The organism is Pseudoalteromonas espejiana DSM 9414, from assembly GCF_002221525.1.
Lineage (GTDB): Bacteria > Pseudomonadota > Gammaproteobacteria > Enterobacterales > Alteromonadaceae > Pseudoalteromonas > Pseudoalteromonas espejiana.
The window spans coordinates 1,922,633-1,939,451 of record NZ_CP011028.1; the positions used below are offsets into that span (position 1 = coordinate 1,922,633).

General features: G+C 41.2%; 17 protein-coding genes. 8 read left to right on the top strand and 9 right to left on the bottom strand.

The genetic code is table 11. The annotated features are described in order from the left end of the window. Nucleotides 1–390 precede the first annotated feature (390 nt). Nucleotides 391–798, top strand: a complete 408-nt coding sequence (locus PESP_RS08815; RefSeq protein ID WP_089347703.1) for an ArsR/SmtB family transcription factor — start codon at nt 391–393, stop codon at nt 796–798. Nucleotides 799–1,039: 241 nt separating this feature from the next. Beyond that, nucleotides 1,040–1,660, top strand: coding sequence for a trimeric intracellular cation channel family protein (locus PESP_RS08820; protein WP_055014828.1), 621 nt, complete (start codon nt 1,040–1,042; stop codon nt 1,658–1,660). Nucleotides 1,661–1,725: 65 nt separating this feature from the next. Here the strand turns inward: PESP_RS08820 and PESP_RS08825 are convergent, their stop codons facing one another. Continuing rightward, complete coding sequence (locus tag PESP_RS08825; RefSeq protein ID WP_089347704.1) at nt 1,726–2,235, bottom strand: DUF421 domain-containing protein; 510 nt, start codon at nt 2,233–2,235, stop codon at nt 1,726–1,728. Nucleotides 2,236–2,341: 106 nt separating this feature from the next. Next, on the bottom strand, nt 2,342–2,782 hold the full coding sequence (locus PESP_RS08830; protein WP_089347705.1) for a GNAT family N-acetyltransferase: 441 nt from the start codon (nt 2,780–2,782) through the stop codon (nt 2,342–2,344). A gap of 104 nt (nt 2,783–2,886) precedes the next feature. On the opposite strand from PESP_RS08830, the gene gloA reads away from it, so the two are divergent. Continuing rightward, a complete protein-coding gene (gloA, locus tag PESP_RS08835) occupies nt 2,887–3,414 on the top strand; it encodes a lactoylglutathione lyase (protein ID WP_024033580.1) in 528 nt (175 codons plus the stop codon). A gap of 65 nt (nt 3,415–3,479) precedes the next feature. Here gloA and htpX read toward each other — a convergent pair whose 3' ends face one another. The 6 genes from htpX to bioB form a co-directional block, all read right to left on the bottom strand. Then, entirely contained in the window at nt 3,480–4,343 is an 864-nt protein-coding gene (htpX, locus tag PESP_RS08840; protein WP_089347706.1) for a protease HtpX, read from the bottom strand. Between the two features lie 270 nt (nt 4,344–4,613). Continuing rightward, entirely contained in the window at nt 4,614–6,182 is a 1,569-nt protein-coding gene (locus tag PESP_RS08845; protein ID WP_089347707.1) for an FAD-dependent oxidoreductase, read from the bottom strand. A 164-nt stretch (nt 6,183–6,346) separates the two neighbouring features. Beyond that, complete coding sequence (gene bioD / locus PESP_RS08850) at nt 6,347–7,030, bottom strand: dethiobiotin synthase (protein WP_089347708.1); 684 nt, start codon at nt 7,028–7,030, stop codon at nt 6,347–6,349. Between the two features lie 36 nt (nt 7,031–7,066). Continuing rightward, nucleotides 7,067–7,981: a methyltransferase domain-containing protein gene (locus tag PESP_RS08855; RefSeq protein ID WP_089347709.1), complete on the bottom strand. Its 915-nt coding sequence runs from the start codon at nt 7,979–7,981 to the stop codon at nt 7,067–7,069. Then, nucleotides 7,978–9,135 (bottom strand): 8-amino-7-oxononanoate synthase, encoded by a 1,158-nt coding sequence (locus tag PESP_RS08860; RefSeq protein WP_089347710.1) that lies wholly within the window; start codon nt 9,133–9,135, stop codon nt 7,978–7,980. Before PESP_RS08860 ends, PESP_RS08855 begins: the two co-directional genes overlap by 4 nt. A gap of 10 nt (nt 9,136–9,145) precedes the next feature. Beyond that, the gene (gene bioB / locus PESP_RS08865; RefSeq protein WP_089347711.1) at nt 9,146–10,186 is read right to left on the bottom strand and encodes a biotin synthase BioB; all 1,041 of its coding nucleotides are present in this window, start codon (nt 10,184–10,186) and stop codon (nt 9,146–9,148) included. Between the two features lie 92 nt (nt 10,187–10,278). Between bioB and bioA the strand changes: the two genes are divergently transcribed. The 5 genes from bioA to PESP_RS08890 all read left to right on the top strand — a co-directional run bounded on the left by bioA (nt 10,279) and on the right by PESP_RS08890 (nt 16,126). Further along, a complete protein-coding gene (gene bioA, locus PESP_RS08870; protein ID WP_089347712.1) occupies nt 10,279–11,580 on the top strand; it encodes an adenosylmethionine--8-amino-7-oxononanoate transaminase in 1,302 nt (433 codons plus the stop codon). Nucleotides 11,581–11,744: 164 nt separating this feature from the next. Further along, a complete protein-coding gene (locus PESP_RS08875) occupies nt 11,745–12,557 on the top strand; it encodes a hypothetical protein (RefSeq protein ID WP_089347713.1) in 813 nt (270 codons plus the stop codon). Further along, nucleotides 12,558–13,598: an extracellular solute-binding protein gene (locus tag PESP_RS08880; protein ID WP_089347714.1), complete on the top strand. Its 1,041-nt coding sequence runs from the start codon at nt 12,558–12,560 to the stop codon at nt 13,596–13,598. Then, on the top strand, nt 13,599–15,098 hold the full coding sequence (locus PESP_RS08885; protein ID WP_089347715.1) for an ABC transporter permease: 1,500 nt from the start codon (nt 13,599–13,601) through the stop codon (nt 15,096–15,098). A 14-nt stretch (nt 15,099–15,112) separates the two neighbouring features. Beyond that, nucleotides 15,113–16,126 (top strand): ABC transporter ATP-binding protein, encoded by a 1,014-nt coding sequence (locus tag PESP_RS08890; RefSeq protein WP_089347716.1) that lies wholly within the window; start codon nt 15,113–15,115, stop codon nt 16,124–16,126. A gap of 53 nt (nt 16,127–16,179) precedes the next feature. On the opposite strand, the gene PESP_RS08895 is transcribed toward PESP_RS08890, so the two are convergent. After that, entirely contained in the window at nt 16,180–16,614 is a 435-nt protein-coding gene (locus tag PESP_RS08895; RefSeq protein ID WP_089349131.1) for an ATP-binding protein, read from the bottom strand. Between the last annotated feature and the right edge of the window lie 205 nt (nt 16,615–16,819).

Here is a 16,819-nt window from a genome sequence, read left to right on the forward strand (position 1 = left end):
TATGTTTGGTTTTTAGGCAAGGCAGAGCCTATGAAGTGTGGTTACTCCCCATAAATAGGCGATAACGCAGCATAAATGCCAAACATGCGCTGCCCTTCGGGCTCTGCCTAGGGGCGATAAACTCTTTGTTGCTCGGTTTTTACTTAGCCCACTAGGTTACAAACCTCGCGCCGCGATTTAATCGCCCCTAGATTGAACAAATTTCAATCCGCAAAGGTCAACACGCCCTAGTAAGCACCACTTTTAAGTGGTGCTTTTACTATTTTTTGATGGTGTAAATTTTAAAGCACAGCCTTAGCGCCTGTTAGATTTGAGGAAATTTTATTTAGGCTCTGGTATAATCCGTTCGTAAATTTTTATGGTATTTTATTATTATCAAGAAGGTACATAATGGATGAAATGTATATTGATGCGCTTAAAGCGTTATCAGACCCTACCCGATTAAGATTATTTTGGTTAGTGGTTCATGTTGGCCAACATATAAATGTTGCTGAAGCAATGGATGTTATTGGTGATACGCAATATAACGTTTCTCGAAATCTTAAAATGCTACATAAAGCGGGTTTACTTACTTTAGAAAAAAAAGGAAAGTGGGTTTACTATACACTTAAAGAGCAAAGCGCCCCGCACTGCCAAGCTTTAGTAAACTCTGTAAAGTTTTTACCTAAAGAAACGTTTTCTGATGTTACAACTCGCTGCATGATGCGTTTATCAATGCGTGTAAATGGAGAGTGTGTTATTGGCGCCAATAGTGAACAGTGGTTAGCGGCATTAAAAGCTGAATCACCAACTAACTAAATTATGTATTAGATGAATTTAATACTATTTATTTTTATACATGGCGGCCATTTGTCCTTTGTTCTAACACTGCTAGCTTCTCCCTACTAATTGGCTTAACAGCTTGTTTACAAAGCATTTATCTATTAGATATTTCTATCTGAATTAAGCCAATTTAGTATGATTTTTCATTCGTTATTTACTTAATTTATCTATACAATCCTCACCTTATTTTTACGCACAGATCTCAAGTGATTATCTCATGCTACTAACCGTTGTTTATATTATTGGTATTACCGCAGAAGCCATGACCGGCGCACTTAGCGCAGGCAGAATGAAAATGGATTGGTTTGGCGTTGTACTGGTTGCCAGTGCAACAGCAATTGGTGGTGGCAGTGTGCGAGATATTTTACTTGGCAATTACCCACTTACCTGGGTACAACACCCAGAGTATTTATTAATTACTTGTATTGCGGGTATTGTGACTACTTGGCTTGCTAAGTGGGTGGTTAAATTTAAGGGCATTTTTATGCGCTTAGATGCGCTGGGCCTTGCGGCGTTTAGTATTATTGGCTGCCAAGTTGGGCTAAATATGGGTTTGCATTATGGTATTTGTGCAGTGGCTGCGGTTGTGACCGGTGTATTTGGTGGATTACTGCGAGATTTAATATGTCGTCAAGCGCCGCTTGTATTACATAACGAGCTATACGCGAGTGTATCGTTACTTGTTGCCTGCTTATACTTAGCGCTGCACCATTATAATATTGATGACAATATCAGCATTATTGTAAGCCTTGTTGCAGGCTACTTAATACGTATGGCGTCAATACGCTTTAAATGGCGCCTACCTACCTTTAGTTTATTAGAGCAGCACGCTAAATAACTTAGGCTTTAATACAAATTAAGGCAGGTATAAAGCCTGCCTTGGGTAATTTGTAGCGCATTATTTTAATAGACACTTACATCACTTAAAGCGGTTTTTATGCCGCTGTTATTTTGCTTAAGTACGCTAAAACTGCCGTCGGTTTCTAGCACGACTGCGGCTACATCTTCTATGGCCAATATTCCCGCGCCACGAATAGCCGCGCGAATTTCTGATTTAGTTACCCGCTGCGACTTAAGTGCAGCCGTGCAGTATTCACCATCACTCAATAACAGCGTGGGCTCTGCTTTTACTAAAGCCGCAAATTTAGAGGAGCGTACGCTTAGCCACGTAATTAAGTATTGCAGCCCTATTAACACAACAAAGGCCAATATGCCCTCAAGTAGCGCCACACTTTTTGAAATAATCACCGACGCTAAAATAGAACCCAGCGCAATAGTCACTATAAAGTCGAACACGTTCCATTTAGATAGCGTACGCTTGCCCGATACGCGCAGCCAAAACACCAACGCTACATAACCCAGTACACCAATAATAAGTACGCGTATTAAACCCTGCATATCATCAAAAAACATAGTCACTCCTTTATATACGTTATTTTCTGTATAAGTAATTGCCCGCAGTAGTTATTTAAACCCTACATGGTACTTAGTTAAATAACGATGAATAAAGCGCCCTGTTTTATTTTGCTAACTGTTTTACAAACTTAATTTTACTGAGCTCTGTACTTTGTTTATCGACATAGCCACCAATGTGATAGCCATTAGTGATAAGCATAGTGAGCATTTGAGGAAACTGGTTCATCGATTTTACATGTATATGTGTATAGCCTTGCTCAGCGGCCCATTGCTCCTGCTGAATAAGTAGCTTTTTAGCTATACCCAGCCTCCGGTATTTAAAATGTACGCCGCCAAGCCAGCTGTAAAACTGCGTGCTAGATTGCTCATAGCCAATTTTAAAACCAACTAATGTACCTTTATGGTAGGCAACTAATATAAGTGCTTTTTTATTATTTAAGCGGCTTTCTAATGCTTGATTATCAATAGTGGTTAGCAGTTCGGGAATATGTTTACTTACTGCGGTAACATCTTCAATTGTGCCTGTGGCTATTGTGATGGCCATAAAAGTCCTTTTTTAATACGCTTTGTAATTTAAACAACGGTTGATTATGATGGTTTAAGCATTATATCTCTATTTTCGCTGTTTAATTATTAGAAAGGATCATCATGTCTAGCTATAACGAATCTCCAGAGCAAATTGAACAAGCCACTAAAGGCTATGTGATGCAACAAACTATGTTGCGTATTAAAGATCCCAAACCATCGCTCGAATTTTATCAAAATGTTTTAGGTATGAAACTGTTAGGTAAGTATGACTTTCCTGAGATGAAGTTTACGCTGTACTTTTTAGGCTACGAGCCAGAGCAGCCGCAAGGTGATGATAAAACTAAAGCTAAGTGGGTATTTGGTCGCCCTGCTTTAATTGAGCTTACCCATAACTGGGGTACAGAAGACGACGATAGCTTTGAGGGTTACCACAGTGGCAACCAAGAGCCTAAAGGCTTTGGTCACATTGGTATTAGTGTACCCGATGTTTACGCAGCCAGTGAGCGTTTTGCAAAGTACGATGTAGAGTTTGTTAAAAAGCCAGACGATGGCTCAATGAAGGGCTTAGCATTTATAAAAGACCCTGACGGCTACTGGATAGAAATACTCTCACCAGAGGGCATTACCGATATTATTTTTGGTAAATAACCAGCGCCTACATACTAAAAAGCCAGCTATTACGCTGGCTTTTGTGTTTTTAAATAAGCGTTACTTTATTTACGTAGTGCGTCTATTCGCGCATCAAGCGGCGGGTGAGATGAAAACAGCTCAGCCATACCTTTACCACTTGCAATACCAAAGGCCATCATAGAGCCTTGTAATTGCGACGGGTGGTTTTGCTTTAATCGCTCAAGCGCTGATCGCATTTTGTCTGCACCTACCAATTTAGCGGCGCCGCTGTCGGCTGCAAATTCGCGCTTACGGCTGTAACTAGCAACCACTATGCTTGCAAGTACACCAAATAATACTTGGAATAGCATGTCGAATAAAAAGTAAGACCAGCTGCTACCGCCCTCTTCTTCGTCGCCATTTAAAAAGTTATCTACTATGCCAGCCAGTACTTTTGCGGCAAATATTACAAAGGTATTTACCACGCCTTGTATTAGCGTAAGCGTTACCATGTCACCGTTAGCTACGTGCGATACTTCGTGGGCAAGTACCGCTTCGGCTTGGTCTTGGCTCATGTTATGTAATAAACCTGTGCTAACCGCCACCAGCGAGTTATTTTTACTTGGGCCAGTTGCAAAGGCGTTCATTTCTGGGCTATCGTAAATTGCCACTTCTGGCATTTTTATACCTGCTTTTTGTGCTTGTGCAGATACGGTTTGTACAAGCCAATGCTCGGTTTCATTACGTGGTTGGGTAATTACCTGTGCACCCGTTGATTTTTTAGCAATCCACTTAGACATAAATAACGAAATAAACGAACCACCAAAGCCAAATACAGTGGCTATAAGTAATATTCCGCCAAGGCTACGATGGCTTAAGCCCAGCACGCTCATTATTATTGAAAGCACTACACCTAATACCAACATAACCGCTAGGTTAGTTAATAAAAACAAAAATATACGTTTCATATTGTCCTCACAAAAATAGGTTTGATCACTAAGCCATTTACGAATTTTAAATTAAATCAGCTAAAAGCAATCACCGCGCTATGACACACTATGTCATAGCGTTAGCGCCATTCTGTGACAAACTATGTCATAACGCAAGCGTTATTTATGTGTTTATAAATAAATATTTTGGGAGTATTTAGAGGCGTAAAGTTTTATAGGCTTGCTGTTAGTTAATAATAACAGCAAGCCTTAAATCGCTATTTAATCAGATGGTTAAGAGGTTAAACTTTAGGTACTTTTGTTTATACCGTTATTAATATTTGCCATAGCCACTGGGAAGCCACGTTCTTTTGCCAAGACTTGTGCAATTTTGCTTATGTCTTCATTACAATTTTGCTCAAGGTACGCCCATTGATGGTTGTTACGGTGGTTATTAATATCGTGATCGCTGCTTATTAGGCCAAGTTTTGTAAATTCAGCGACTATTTCGTCGGCAGCGATAAGCGTAGATGACGCTTTTACGTTTTCGGCGCGCGCATAACTAATATCTGAATATAAGCTAACATCGGCTACACGTAATGTGTCGTCTTCTCCTGGGATTTGTTGGCCACCAAATAACGCATTGTTTTGTGTATTTGCATTATTAAATGCCGGTACAAACTCGGCAACATAATTTATCGCTTTTTGGCTGCGTGCTTTAAGTGCGGTTTCATCCCACCCTTCGCTTATGTACTCTAAATATTTACTAGGTAATTGAGGTTGCGCGCTACTGCCGTTTGTTTCTACAAGCCCATCGTTAAATAGCGTAATTGCGTTGGTCATACCGTGTATTTGAAAGTACCCGTCTGGGTAAGGCGTTAACTGCGCCATACCTTCGGGCGTACCGCGGTTACCATAAATAATAATTTCAGGGATTTGACCACCAGCGCCCTGCCAATGAGTAATATACGAGGCTTTAAATTCAACCATACGTTTGGCATCAACCCCTACCATGTCATCAACAATACCGGTTTGAAACCCACAGGCATTAATAAGGTAATCAACCTCTGTTGATTGCGTGGCGTTGCTTTGTGCGTTTTGGTATTCAATTTGCCAAGTTGATGATTGGGTTTTGCCATTACTGCCATTACTGCTATTAACTTGGCTAACCTGTTTAACCTCTGTACTGGTAAGTACGTTAGCGTGTTCGTATTGTGCTAGTGCAAGCTGAGCACTGGCCGACAACCTAAATATGTTCCAGCCATATTCTTGAGCAACAATGAGTGGGTATTTAATTTTGTTTAAATTTAGGTGCTTAGCAACAGGAATCATCCACTCATCAAGTGTTTTAGGCTCTGCTATTTGCTCTTTATGTGAAAGCGCGACCATTTGCTCATAACTATAAAGCTGGTAGTAATTATCGGGCTCGCCAAGCACTTGGTTGTTAGGGTCTTGCTTAACTAAGTCTTTATACGCATTGGTTATTTTATTTAATCTTGGTAGTAAATCATCGGGTGAGTCGTCATCACGCGTTGGCACAGCAAACACTGTTGGGCGTACGTCTATGGTGTAAGGGTATAACCTTAAAATATCAATGCATTGTTTAAGTAGGTCTATGCAGTCTTCGTCGGAGATCTCTCGGTATAAATTACCCCCTGCGTGCAAGTGGCACATAGGCGGGCCATCTATTAATGACTTTTTTTTCTCAAAAACAGTAGTGTGTATTCCCAATGCCGCTAAGCGAATTGCTATTGTTGCCCCTGCAGTGCCCCCACCTAAAATACCCACACGGGTTTTAGGCAAAGCACTTTTTAGTACGTCTGGCTCGGCCTTTACGTGCGTATTTTGAGCGTAATTTTCGATAAATGGGTGGGTCATAGTGGTTGTAATTTCCTTAGTAACAATAACGGCTTAGTTATAAATGTTATATGTGTACTAAAGAGGGTTATTTCAAGGTGCAAATAAAAATATTAAGCATATGTTTTTAAAACAAAAACTGCTTTGTATATTTATTAAAAATTACAAAGCAGTTTTTTTAACTTTTAAGAATTTAAATCAAGAGTATTGAGTAACGTTTTGTATATTTGCAGCTTTGGTGTCTGTTCGCTGTAGGGGCTTATTGCAAGAATAGGAAATGGTAAACGCTCTTTTAGCGAATCAAGGTTGGCTTGGTATTCGTCCATGTTAGGGTCTACCTGGTTTGCAATCCACCCTACACAGTTAATACCTAAACTTTGCATATGGGCAGCAGTAAGTAAGGCATGGTTTAAACAGCCTAGCTTCATGCCTACCACTAAAACTACTGGCAGTTGCTCTGCTTTAACCCAATCGTATAAATAATCGGTGCTATTAATAGGTAGTGCCCAACCACCAGCGCCTTCGGTTAGGTGGTAATCGGCACCTTGTTGTTTAAGGGTTGAATACGCTGCGCTGAGTTTATCAAGCGTTATGGTTACGCCTACTTGCTCTGCTGCTATATGCGGTGCAATTGGCGGTGCAAAAGCAAACGGATTTATTACATCGTATTTGGCACTGACCGTTGCGCTTTCCATAAGCATAAGTGCATCAGCGTTTACGAGTTGATCAAATGCCATTTCGCAGCCTGCTGCAAGGGGTTTAAAACCAATCGCGTTTTTTTTATGTTGGGCAAGCAGCTTTAATAGCAAACTGGTAACGTGGGTTTTTCCGGCGTCGGTGTCGGTGCCGGTAATAAAAAATTCTTTCATTGCTTAGCCTTGGTATTTATTTTTAACGTGTGCTACTTACGTTTTTGTAATCGGTTTTTTTAATGATAATAATACCACATGGTATGACACACACGCTTTATTGTTTGTAAGCGGATACGCATTACACACTTTTTGCAGTGCCGATTTAGTTAATAACCCTTGGCGTGTATTAGTATGGTTTTGCGTAGTCGCACCAATGGCTTTAATTGATTTAATAGCTTTTAAGGGCGTTGAGTAGCAATCAGTATAAACCTGTTTTTGCGAGCTATTAATTTCAAACCCTGCCTTTTGGACTGATTGGTTTATATAGCCATGTGAATTAAAGGTGTTTATGTGGCTGCTGTTATCAAGGGCTGTAAAGGCGGTTTTAATTTCATTAAGCGACCCCTCAACCACCGTGCTTATATACGCCTGCCCGCCTGGTTTTAAAACACGATAAAGTGATTGCATTAACAATTCAAAATTAGCAGACCACTGCACAGCAAAGTTACTAAATATAGCATCTACACTGTTTGCCTGTAGCGGTAGGTTATCCATATCGGCGCAAATACGAGGTGTATTTAACGTGCTGCTTTTTAACATGTTTAAGCTTAAATCTATGGCAAAGACCTGCCCAAACTGATTTTGCAACGTGTGGATATTTACAAGCGGGCCTGCTCCTAAATCTACACACAGTTTATTTTTATTTTGTGGGTTTGCATTTATTAATTTAAATAAGTCGTTTGCTGCAAGTTTTTGTACATTAGCATGGCTGTTGTATTGCTCTGCCGCTTGTGAAAACTTAGTTTGCGCTGCTTTTTTTAGTGACTTATTTGCAGGATGTTTAGTTATACCGCTCGGCGTATTTGCAAATGGTTTTATGTTTTCAGGCACTTTTAGCTCAACTAACTCAACTACCTCAGTTTTACGCTCAGCTTGCTTTTGTATATTACTTAATGCGTGTGCAATCATGCTATTGCACCTTTTAAATGCTCAATGAGTGTTGTTATATCAGATTGCGTATGTGCAGCTGTTAACGTAATTCGTAATCGCGCGGTATTATGTGCAACCGTGGGTGGGCGAATAGCCGTAAGCCAAATTCCGTGCTTTTTTAGTTGCTCAGCAGCTTTTAGTGTTTGCTCAGCGCAGCCAAGTACAATGGGTTGAATTGCTGTGTTTGACTCCATAACCGCAATGTTATGCGTTTTAGCAAGCTGTTTAAAAAAGGCAATATTGCTATTAAGTTGCTCGCGTTTGCTGTTTGCCGTTTTAATTGCTTTTAAACGGATAAGCGTAAGGTGCGCCATAAGCGGCGACATAGCAGTTGAATAAGTGTAATCACGGTTATATTGCAGCATGTAATTTATGAACTCTTTACTTGCTAATACACACGCCCCGCTACTTGCTACGGCTTTGCCAAAGGTAATAACCAGTATTTCTGGAAGTGCTAACCCCTCATTTAACAATGCTTCGCAACTACCTAAGCCCGTTTTACCTAAAGCGCCAAAGCCGTGGGCGTCGTCTATCATAAGCCAGGCATTATGTTGCTTTGCCAAGGCGAGTAACGCTTTTAATGGTGCAGTATCGCCATCCATCGAAAATACGCCTTCGCTTATAATAAGCTTATTGTGGGCTTTTGATTTTTCGAGCCGAGAGCGTAAATGGTTTAAATCGTTATGATTAAAGCGCACTAATGCGGCGTTAGAATGCATTGCACCGTCAATTAAGCTGGCATGATTTAACTTATCTTGAAAAATAGCACTATTCTGCGCGGTGGTTTTATCTTGAAACAGCGCTTTAATTACGCTGCTGTTTGCACTAAAGCCTGAGTTAAACAACATACCTGCGCCATAGCCAAATTGCTCACATAGGTAGTGCTCAAGCTGTTGTTGCTGCGCTTGATACCCGGTAACTAACGGCGAGCTGTGGCTACCCAGTATTTGGCTTTGCTCAAGGTTTAATGTGCAATCGCCAAAGCCTAAGTAATCATTACTCGCAAAGTTAAGGTAGGTAACGTTATTTACTGTAATGGTGCGGGCTGTGGCGCTTTGCACACTATGGCGATTACGTAATAACGCATCTTGCTGGCGCGCTTGCAGATGCGTATTTATAAATTCAAATGGCATGCGTTTAAACTTAAGCTTCGTAAAATAGTTCTGACGTTGCTTTATCAGCCACTTGCGATGAAAGCGACGCAGCTACAGCTTCGTCTGAATAATCTTCGCTAGTTTCTGGGTTCATGCCTAATTTTTTAATGAGGTTCATGTCGGCATCTGCTTCTGGGTTTTCGGTTGTTAGAAGCTTATCACCATAAAAAATGGAGTTAGCGCCTGCAAAAAAGCACATAGACTGCATTTGCTCGTTCATGGCGTTGCGTCCTGCCGATAAACGCACATAGCTTTGTGGCATCATAATACGGGCTGTGGCTATAGTACGTATAAATTCAAAGTGATCTAAATCGTCAACGTTTTCAAGCGGTGTGCCTTTTACTTTAACCAGCATATTAATGGGTACGCTTTCTGGTTGTTGTGGCAAATTAGCTAATTGCATTAATAAACCAAAACGGTCGCTTGCTTGTTCGCCCATACCGACTATACCGCCTGAGCACACTTTCATGCCCGCATCACGTACGTGATCAATCGTGTTTAATCTGTCTTGAAATGTGCGAGTTGATATTATTTGCTCGTAATACTCAGGTGAGGTATCGAGGTTATGATTGTAGTAATCAAGCCCTGCACTGCTTAGTTCATGGGCTTTTTCGTTGCTAAGTTTACCTAAGGTCATACAGGTTTCTAGGCCAAGCTCTTTTACTTCTTTAACCATTTGCGAAATGTATGGCATGTCTCTGTCTTTTGGATCTGACCAAGCTGCACCCATACAAAAACGTGTTGCGCCTTTTTGTTTAGCAAGGCGTGCTTGCTCTACAACTTTTTCTACTTCTATTAGGCGTTCACGTTCTAGGTCGGTTTTATAGTGCCCCGATTGCGGGCAATATTTACAGTCTTCTGGGCAAGCGCCTGTTTTAATTGATAACAAAGTAGATATTTGTACTTCGTTAGGATTAAAATTAGCACGGTGAACCGACGCCGCTTTAAAGAGTAAATCGTTAAACGGCATTTCAAATAATGCTTTAACTTGTGTGTGGGTCCAATCGTGGCGAACAGGTGCAAATTCCATAGTAGTCTCTTATTTTTCTCAGTGGTGATGTTGGCTTAGTCTACGTCTTGAAGTACCATTGTCAACGAAGCCCACCAAGTTAAAGTTTACATATGAATAAAAAACAAACGATTGACCTTGATTTTGATCGTGAGCACATTTGGCACCCATATACATCTATGACTCAGCCAATTCCGGTTTACCCTGTTACCCATGCAAATCATAATTTAATTCACTTAGAAACCGGCGAGCAGCTAATCGATGGCATGGCCTCATGGTGGAGCGCTATACATGGCTATAACCACCCTATTTTAAACGCCGCTATGGTTGAGCAAATAAACAGCATGAGCCACATCATGTTTGGTGGCATAACGCATAATAGCGCGGTTGAGCTGTGTAAAAAGCTTGTTGCTATTACCCCTGAAAGTTTAACTAAAGTATTTTTAGCCGATAGCGGCTCGGTAAGTGTAGAAGTGGCCATAAAAATGGCCCTACAATATTGGCTAAGCCAAGGCATTAGCACTAAACAAAAATTAATGACCCCGTACAAGGGTTACCATGGCGACACATTTGCTGCTATGAGCGTATGCGACCCCGTTAACTCCATGCACAGTTTATACAATGGCTTTTTACCAGAGCATATATTTGTGCCTGCGCCAGTGAGTCAATTTGGTAGCGAATTTAACCAAGCAGAAGCCCAAACACTTGAGCAATACTTTAAAGCGCATCACAACCAGGTAGCTGCTTTTATTATTGAACCCATAGTACAAAACGCGGGTGGCATGAACTTTTACCACCCCGATTACTTAGCCTGCGTACGCAAACTTTGCAGCGAATATAATGTACTGCTGATTTGCGACGAAATAGCCACTGGTTTTGGCCGCACGGGTAAATTATTTGCGGTTGAGCATGCTGACATTGAACCCGACATTTTATGTATAGGTAAAGCACTTACTGGTGGCACAATGACGCTATCAGCAACACTTACCAGCGAAAAAATAGCCACGGGTATTAGTGAAGGCGAAGCCGGTGTTTTGATGCACGGACCTACATTTATGGGTAACCCACTCGCCTGCGCGGTGGCGTGCGCAAGTATAGATTTACTACTAAATCAAAACTGGCAACAACGTATTAGCGATATAAACAGCCAATTACAACAACTTAATAAGTGCCGTGAACTTGATGATGTAGCCGATGTACGCACATTAGGCGCAATTGGTGTAGTAGAGCTAAACGATGCTGCAGGCAGCGTTGATGTAGCTAAAATTCAAGCTTACTTTGTTGAGCAAGGTGTGTGGATTCGCCCGTTTGGTAAACTTATTTACCTCATGCCTCCGTATATAAGTGACGCAAACAGCATTAAAACACTGTGCGATGCGATTTATAATGCAATTAAAGATAAGCATTACCGCTAAAATACCTAATTATACAAAATATGCATACTTACTATTTACTTGTTATTACCTAATTTATAACAAGTTTTATGCTTTATTTAGGCAATTTTGATATATTGATTTTGGTACGCATTACGGATATGATAATGTCTATCATTTACAATTACCCTTTCGGACCCACTGATATGAAACACCTTTCAAAATCTGTTAAAACACTAGGCGCAAGCTTATTGCTAGCTTCTGCTTTTGCTACTCAGCCTGTGCTGGCAAACGGCCCAATTGGCGAACACGTTAACCATTTACAAGCAAACATTAAAGACTATTCAGAAGAAGTAGAATGGATGGTTGGTAAAGTAGACACTATGGTAAGTGACTACAGCAAAAGCGGCGCTAAAGCAGTTAAAAGTGATGATTTAATTGAATATTGGGAGTCGGTTAAGTTTCATAGCGCGATTGAAACTAACTATGTACCGGTGTACGCATCTATATGGCAAGGGATTTATGGCGTAAAAATGGCCATTGATAACAACAAACCTGCCGAAGAAGTGCGCAAACAGCAAAAAGCCATGAACATAGCCTTGTGGCAAGGTCTTGGTGCTGTTAAGCTTGCCGCAAAATTCCAGCAAAAAGGCTTGCTAGACACTGTTAAAGCCACTGCAACAGAGGGCATGACTCAAAGTGCCACTATTGACGAAATTAAGCATAAGCTTGACCGTGTTGTTGCTAAATTTGCAGAGCGTTTACAAGACGAAGCCACTGAAATTGTTCATGACACTTACCTACACCTTTTTGAAGGCGTGGAAGGTACGCTTATTGAACAAGACGCAAAATTAGTAGAAGTACTGGAAAAAGATTTTAACGTAACACTTCCACAAACAATTAAAAGCGCTAAAAGCGTTGATGAAGTTCGTGACGTGGTAAGTGATATGCACACTAAATTAGACCGCGCTAAAACGCTAATAGAAAAAGCGGAGAAGTCGCGTAAGGATGTTTTTTAAGTGAAGCGTAGGACCTTTATACAAGGCCTAGCTGCGTTAGGGGTTGTTGGCGCTTTGCCACTTCCTCTATCTCGCGCGCTAGCTGCCGATATAGCAAACCCAGTGTCTGTAGATAATTTACCAAAGCTTAAAGGTGATTTAACCTTATACCTTGGCCGTGGTGAAGGTGGTTTGTATGAAAATGTATTACAAGCGATTCAGAAAAAAAATCCTGATTTTAATTTAGCTATTCGCCGAGGTCCTACAGCCGCTCTTGCAAATACAATTGTTGCTGAAGCCAAAGCTGGCGTTCGTCGCGCCGATTTATTTTGGGCGGTAGACTCAGGTGCAATTGGTTTAGTAACCGATGCAGGCCTTGCAAAACCTCTTCCTAGCGATTTAACTGCGCAATTACAGCCGCAATTTAGATATGATCAATGGGCCCCTGTAACTGGGCGTATTCGTACATTACCTTATAACACTTCGCGTTTAACTAAAGATCAAATTCCAACAAGTATTATGGAAATTGCCGATAGCGATTTATCGATTGGTTGGGCACCTGCTTATGCGTCTTTCCAATCGTTTGTGACAGCTATGCGAATTTTAGAAGGCGATGATAAAACCGCTAAATGGCTTAAAAAAGTTAAAAAGCGCGCCAAAACTTACGCCGGTGAACTGGGTGTAGTAATGGCTGTAGAGCGCGGTGAAGTAGATATTGGCTTTGCTAATCACTATTACACATTACGTCTTAAATCAGGTAAACCAGATGCTAAACTTGATTTAGCCTTTACCGAACAAGACGCAGGCTGTTTAGTTAATGCCTCTGGCATACTTACGCTTAATGATGATCCGCTTGCGACTAACTTTATGCGTTATTTACTAAGCGAAGAAGTGCAAGGTTATTTAGCACGCGAAGCGTACGAAATACCGCTTGTTAATGGTATTACTCAGCCTGAAGGCTTGCCTTCTTTAAGTGATATTTCTCCACCAAAAGTTGATTTAACGCAACTTGCGGATTTACGCCCAACCATCAACTTGATGCGCAACAACGGCGTTTTGTAAATGCGAATACCTGCTTCTTACCCAATGGCGCTGCTTGCAGCGCTCATTACGCTTACCCCTGTTTATATTTTAATTACCCTAGCCAGTGACACAAGTACCCTTTTTGATAGCCATAACTTAGCAATTTTAGGCAATACGTTAGCGCTAATGGGACTTACCGTATTAGGCTCTATTTTAATTGGCGTTCCACTTGCGTTTATTAGTGCCTATGTACACTTGCCGCTAAAGAAAATATGGCTGGTAATATTTGCAGCCCCTCTGGCAATACCTAGTTATATAGGTGCGTTTACCCTTTACGCTGCATTTGGCCCCGGTGGTGAAATAAACAACCTGCTTGGTTTTGAAACGCCTCCCATGTATGGGCTAACGGGCGCCGCCATTGTAATGACCCTATATACCTTCCCTTTTGTAATGATGACCACTCGCTCATCATTGTTAAGCTTAGATGCCAGTATGGTTAACGCAGCGCGTACCTTAGGTATGTCGATGACACAAAGTGTATTTAAAGTTATTTTACCTCGCGTAGTTAATGGTATTGCAGCGGGCTCTTTGTTAGTTGCGCTTTACACCCTTTCGGATTTTGGTACTCCCGCTATGATGCGCTTAGATACCTTTACCCGTGTTATTTATGTTGAATACAACGCCTTTGCGTTAGGCCGAGCAGCAATGCTCTCTTTACAATTGATGGTTATTGTTGGCTTTTTATTACTTATTGAATCACAAATTAAAACTGCGAGTGAGCGCCACGGGCGCCCCTTAGTGCTGTTTCCTAATAAATGGCAAATAACGGCAATGATCGCTACCTTTGCGCCTATTTTATTACTCGCCATAGGCCTACCACTGGCTATATTTTTTGTATGGCTTGCCCGCGACGGTTTAAGTGACTTTGACTTTAGCATTGCCTGGAATTCAGCCTATGCCTCTGCTATTGCGGCCATTGTTGCTGTTATTGTTGCAGTGCCTGTTGCACATGCTGCACTAAGTGGTAAAACCGGCCGAATAATGGAGCGCGTTACGTACTTTGGTTTTGGCATTCCTGGCATAGTAATGGGCACCGCCCTTGTTTATGGCGGCTTGCAACTACCGTTTTTGTACCAAACGTTAGCGCTATTAATCATTGCATATATGCTGCGTTTTTTACCCTTAGCTGTAGGCTCTATCCGTACTAGTACTGAACATTTAGATCAAAGCTTAATAAAATCGGCACGCGTACTGGGTGCAAGCCCACGTGAGGCCTTTACTCGTATTACCTTGCCACTAACAATGCGTGGTATTATTGCCGGAGCCGCATTGGTGTTTTTAGAATCTATGCGAGAGCTTGAAGCAACACTGCTTTTAGGCCCCACCGGATTTGAAACACTGTCTACCTATTTATGGCGTGTGTACGAAGCAGGCTATTTTGGCCGTGCTGCAATACCAGGCTTATTGTTAGTAGTGATTTCTGCCTGTGGCTTAGCTATTATGATGTCTGGCGAAAAACGTAACCAACTCGAACATTGAGGATTTAAAAACAAATGCTATCTGTAAGCCAGTTGTCTATAGATTACGGCAGTAACCGCGTTGTAAACGATTTAAATGTATCGTTAGGTGATAACGAAATCCTCATGCTAGTGGGCCCTACGGGATGCGGTAAAAGCACAATTTTACAAGCGCTTGCGGGCTTAATCCCAATTAGCGAAGGTGAAATAAATGTGGGTAAATGGCGTGCAACGCCAAAACTTAATGTACCACCAGAAAAACGCAGCGTGGGTATGGTATTCCAAGACTTTGCATTGTTCCCGCATTTAACGGTTGAGCAAAACATTTGCTTTAGATTAAAAGATACAAGTATTGCAGATCACTGGATTACATTACTTGGCCTTGAAGATTTTAGAACTAAAAAACCGGCAACACTCTCTGGCGGCCAAAAACAACGTGTAGCCCTTGCGCGCACCCTTGCCCACCAACCAGATTTTGTTTTACTCGATGAGCCTTTATCTAACTTAGATGCCGCACTAAAAGACATGCTGCGCTGGGATATACGAAACGCGCTAAAAGAAGCAGGCGTACCTGCTGTGTGGGTAACACACGACCAAGAAGAAGCGCTTTCAGTTGGGGATCGTGTGGGTATTTTAAAAGCGGGTAAAATTCAACAAATAGATACACCAGAGCGTTGTTTTAGCATACCAAACAACCGCTTTGTAGCGCGCTTTTTAGGCGAAGCTAGTTTCATTGCCGGTAACTTTGAAAACGGACAAGCCACAACCGCTATAGGTAACGCACCAGCTCAAGGTGTAGATTGCGAAAGTGGCCACGTTGATGTACTGCTTCGCCCTGACGACGTATTACTTGTACAAAGTAGTGTAGGTAATAACGGAGAAGTTGTATGGGTTCGCTTTGAAGGTGGCAGCCGATTATGTGCTGTAAAACTTGCCTGCTCTACTGTTGTAACCAGCCGAGTTAGCCATGAGGTTGTGGTAAACCCAGGCGATGAGGTGCATGTATCTTTAAGTACTTCTCACCCACTTGCGGTTTATTCAAAAAGCTAAAAACAAAAAAAGCCCATATATTTGGGCTTTTTAAATGAATACGTTAACGTAAATTACCACTCAAACATGTAGGCCATTTTACTAATTGTTTTTAGCGGTACATTATGTGTATTACGCTTTGCATATAAGTGCTGCATAGATTTGTCTTTTACTTCACCTACAATCACTTCTTTTACTTGATACCCAAGTGCATGTGCCGCTTGAGAGTACGCAATAAACTCCCACTTTTTAATATTAGTGTTATCAACAATAATAAGTGGAATATTTTGAGCCAACGCATTAATAAAACGCGCTAAGTTTAAATTGTGGTATTGCGGTAACTTAAACTTATCAAAGTGGTACTCGCCCTGATCATTTAAAAAATAATCGTCGGTGGAACAAATTAAGTACTGGCTAGAATCTACCCCGCCAAGTTCATCAGCTAGGCTTTGTGCATAGTAAGACTTACCACTTCCTGGTAGCCCTCTTAAAATAAAAACTTGTTTCATAGCATCCATTTTTTGGGTAATGGTAAACGTTAATACTGATAATAATGCCACAAAATCGTTAAATTTCAGAGTAACAAATAACAATAGTGGCAATTTAAAGCAAAAAACGCCTTAAATTTAACCCACCTGCATAAAAACTTTTAAAGAGTTGCTCACAATAGTTTTTTTATTTTATTTAACTAGGTAAGATACACGGTTCAAGTTC

Excerpts from the sequence above, each read along its gene's own strand:
- bioA (WP_089347712.1), top strand. The coding sequence starts at position 10,279 with ATGAATAAAAAACAAACGATTGACCTTGATTTTGATCGTGAGCACATT.
- PESP_RS08860 (WP_089347710.1), bottom strand. The coding sequence starts at position 9,135 with ATGCCATTTGAATTTATAAATACGCATCTGCAAGCGCGCCAGCAAGAT.
- PESP_RS08895 (WP_089349131.1), bottom strand. The coding sequence starts at position 16,614 with ATGAAACAAGTTTTTATTTTAAGAGGGCTACCAGGAAGTGGTAAGTCT.
- PESP_RS08845 (WP_089347707.1), bottom strand. The coding sequence starts at position 6,182 with ATGACCCACCCATTTATCGAAAATTACGCTCAAAATACGCACGTAAAG.
- PESP_RS08875 (WP_089347713.1), top strand. The coding sequence starts at position 11,745 with ATGAAACACCTTTCAAAATCTGTTAAAACACTAGGCGCAAGCTTATTG.
- gloA (WP_024033580.1), top strand. The coding sequence starts at position 2,887 with ATGTCTAGCTATAACGAATCTCCAGAGCAAATTGAACAAGCCACTAAA.
- PESP_RS08820 (WP_055014828.1), top strand. The coding sequence starts at position 1,040 with ATGCTACTAACCGTTGTTTATATTATTGGTATTACCGCAGAAGCCATG.
- bioB (WP_089347711.1), bottom strand. The coding sequence starts at position 10,186 with ATGGAATTTGCACCTGTTCGCCACGATTGGACCCACACACAAGTTAAA.
- htpX (WP_089347706.1), bottom strand. The coding sequence starts at position 4,343 with ATGAAACGTATATTTTTGTTTTTATTAACTAACCTAGCGGTTATGTTG.
- bioD (WP_089347708.1), bottom strand. The coding sequence starts at position 7,030 with ATGAAAGAATTTTTTATTACCGGCACCGACACCGACGCCGGAAAAACC.
- PESP_RS08830 (WP_089347705.1), bottom strand. The coding sequence starts at position 2,782 with ATGGCCATCACAATAGCCACAGGCACAATTGAAGATGTTACCGCAGTA.
- PESP_RS08890 (WP_089347716.1), top strand. The coding sequence starts at position 15,113 with ATGCTATCTGTAAGCCAGTTGTCTATAGATTACGGCAGTAACCGCGTT.
- PESP_RS08855 (WP_089347709.1), bottom strand. The coding sequence starts at position 7,981 with ATGATTGCACACGCATTAAGTAATATACAAAAGCAAGCTGAGCGTAAA.
- PESP_RS08815 (WP_089347703.1), top strand. The coding sequence starts at position 391 with ATGGATGAAATGTATATTGATGCGCTTAAAGCGTTATCAGACCCTACC.
- PESP_RS08825 (WP_089347704.1), bottom strand. The coding sequence starts at position 2,235 with ATGTTTTTTGATGATATGCAGGGTTTAATACGCGTACTTATTATTGGT.
- PESP_RS08885 (WP_089347715.1), top strand. The coding sequence starts at position 13,599 with ATGCGAATACCTGCTTCTTACCCAATGGCGCTGCTTGCAGCGCTCATT.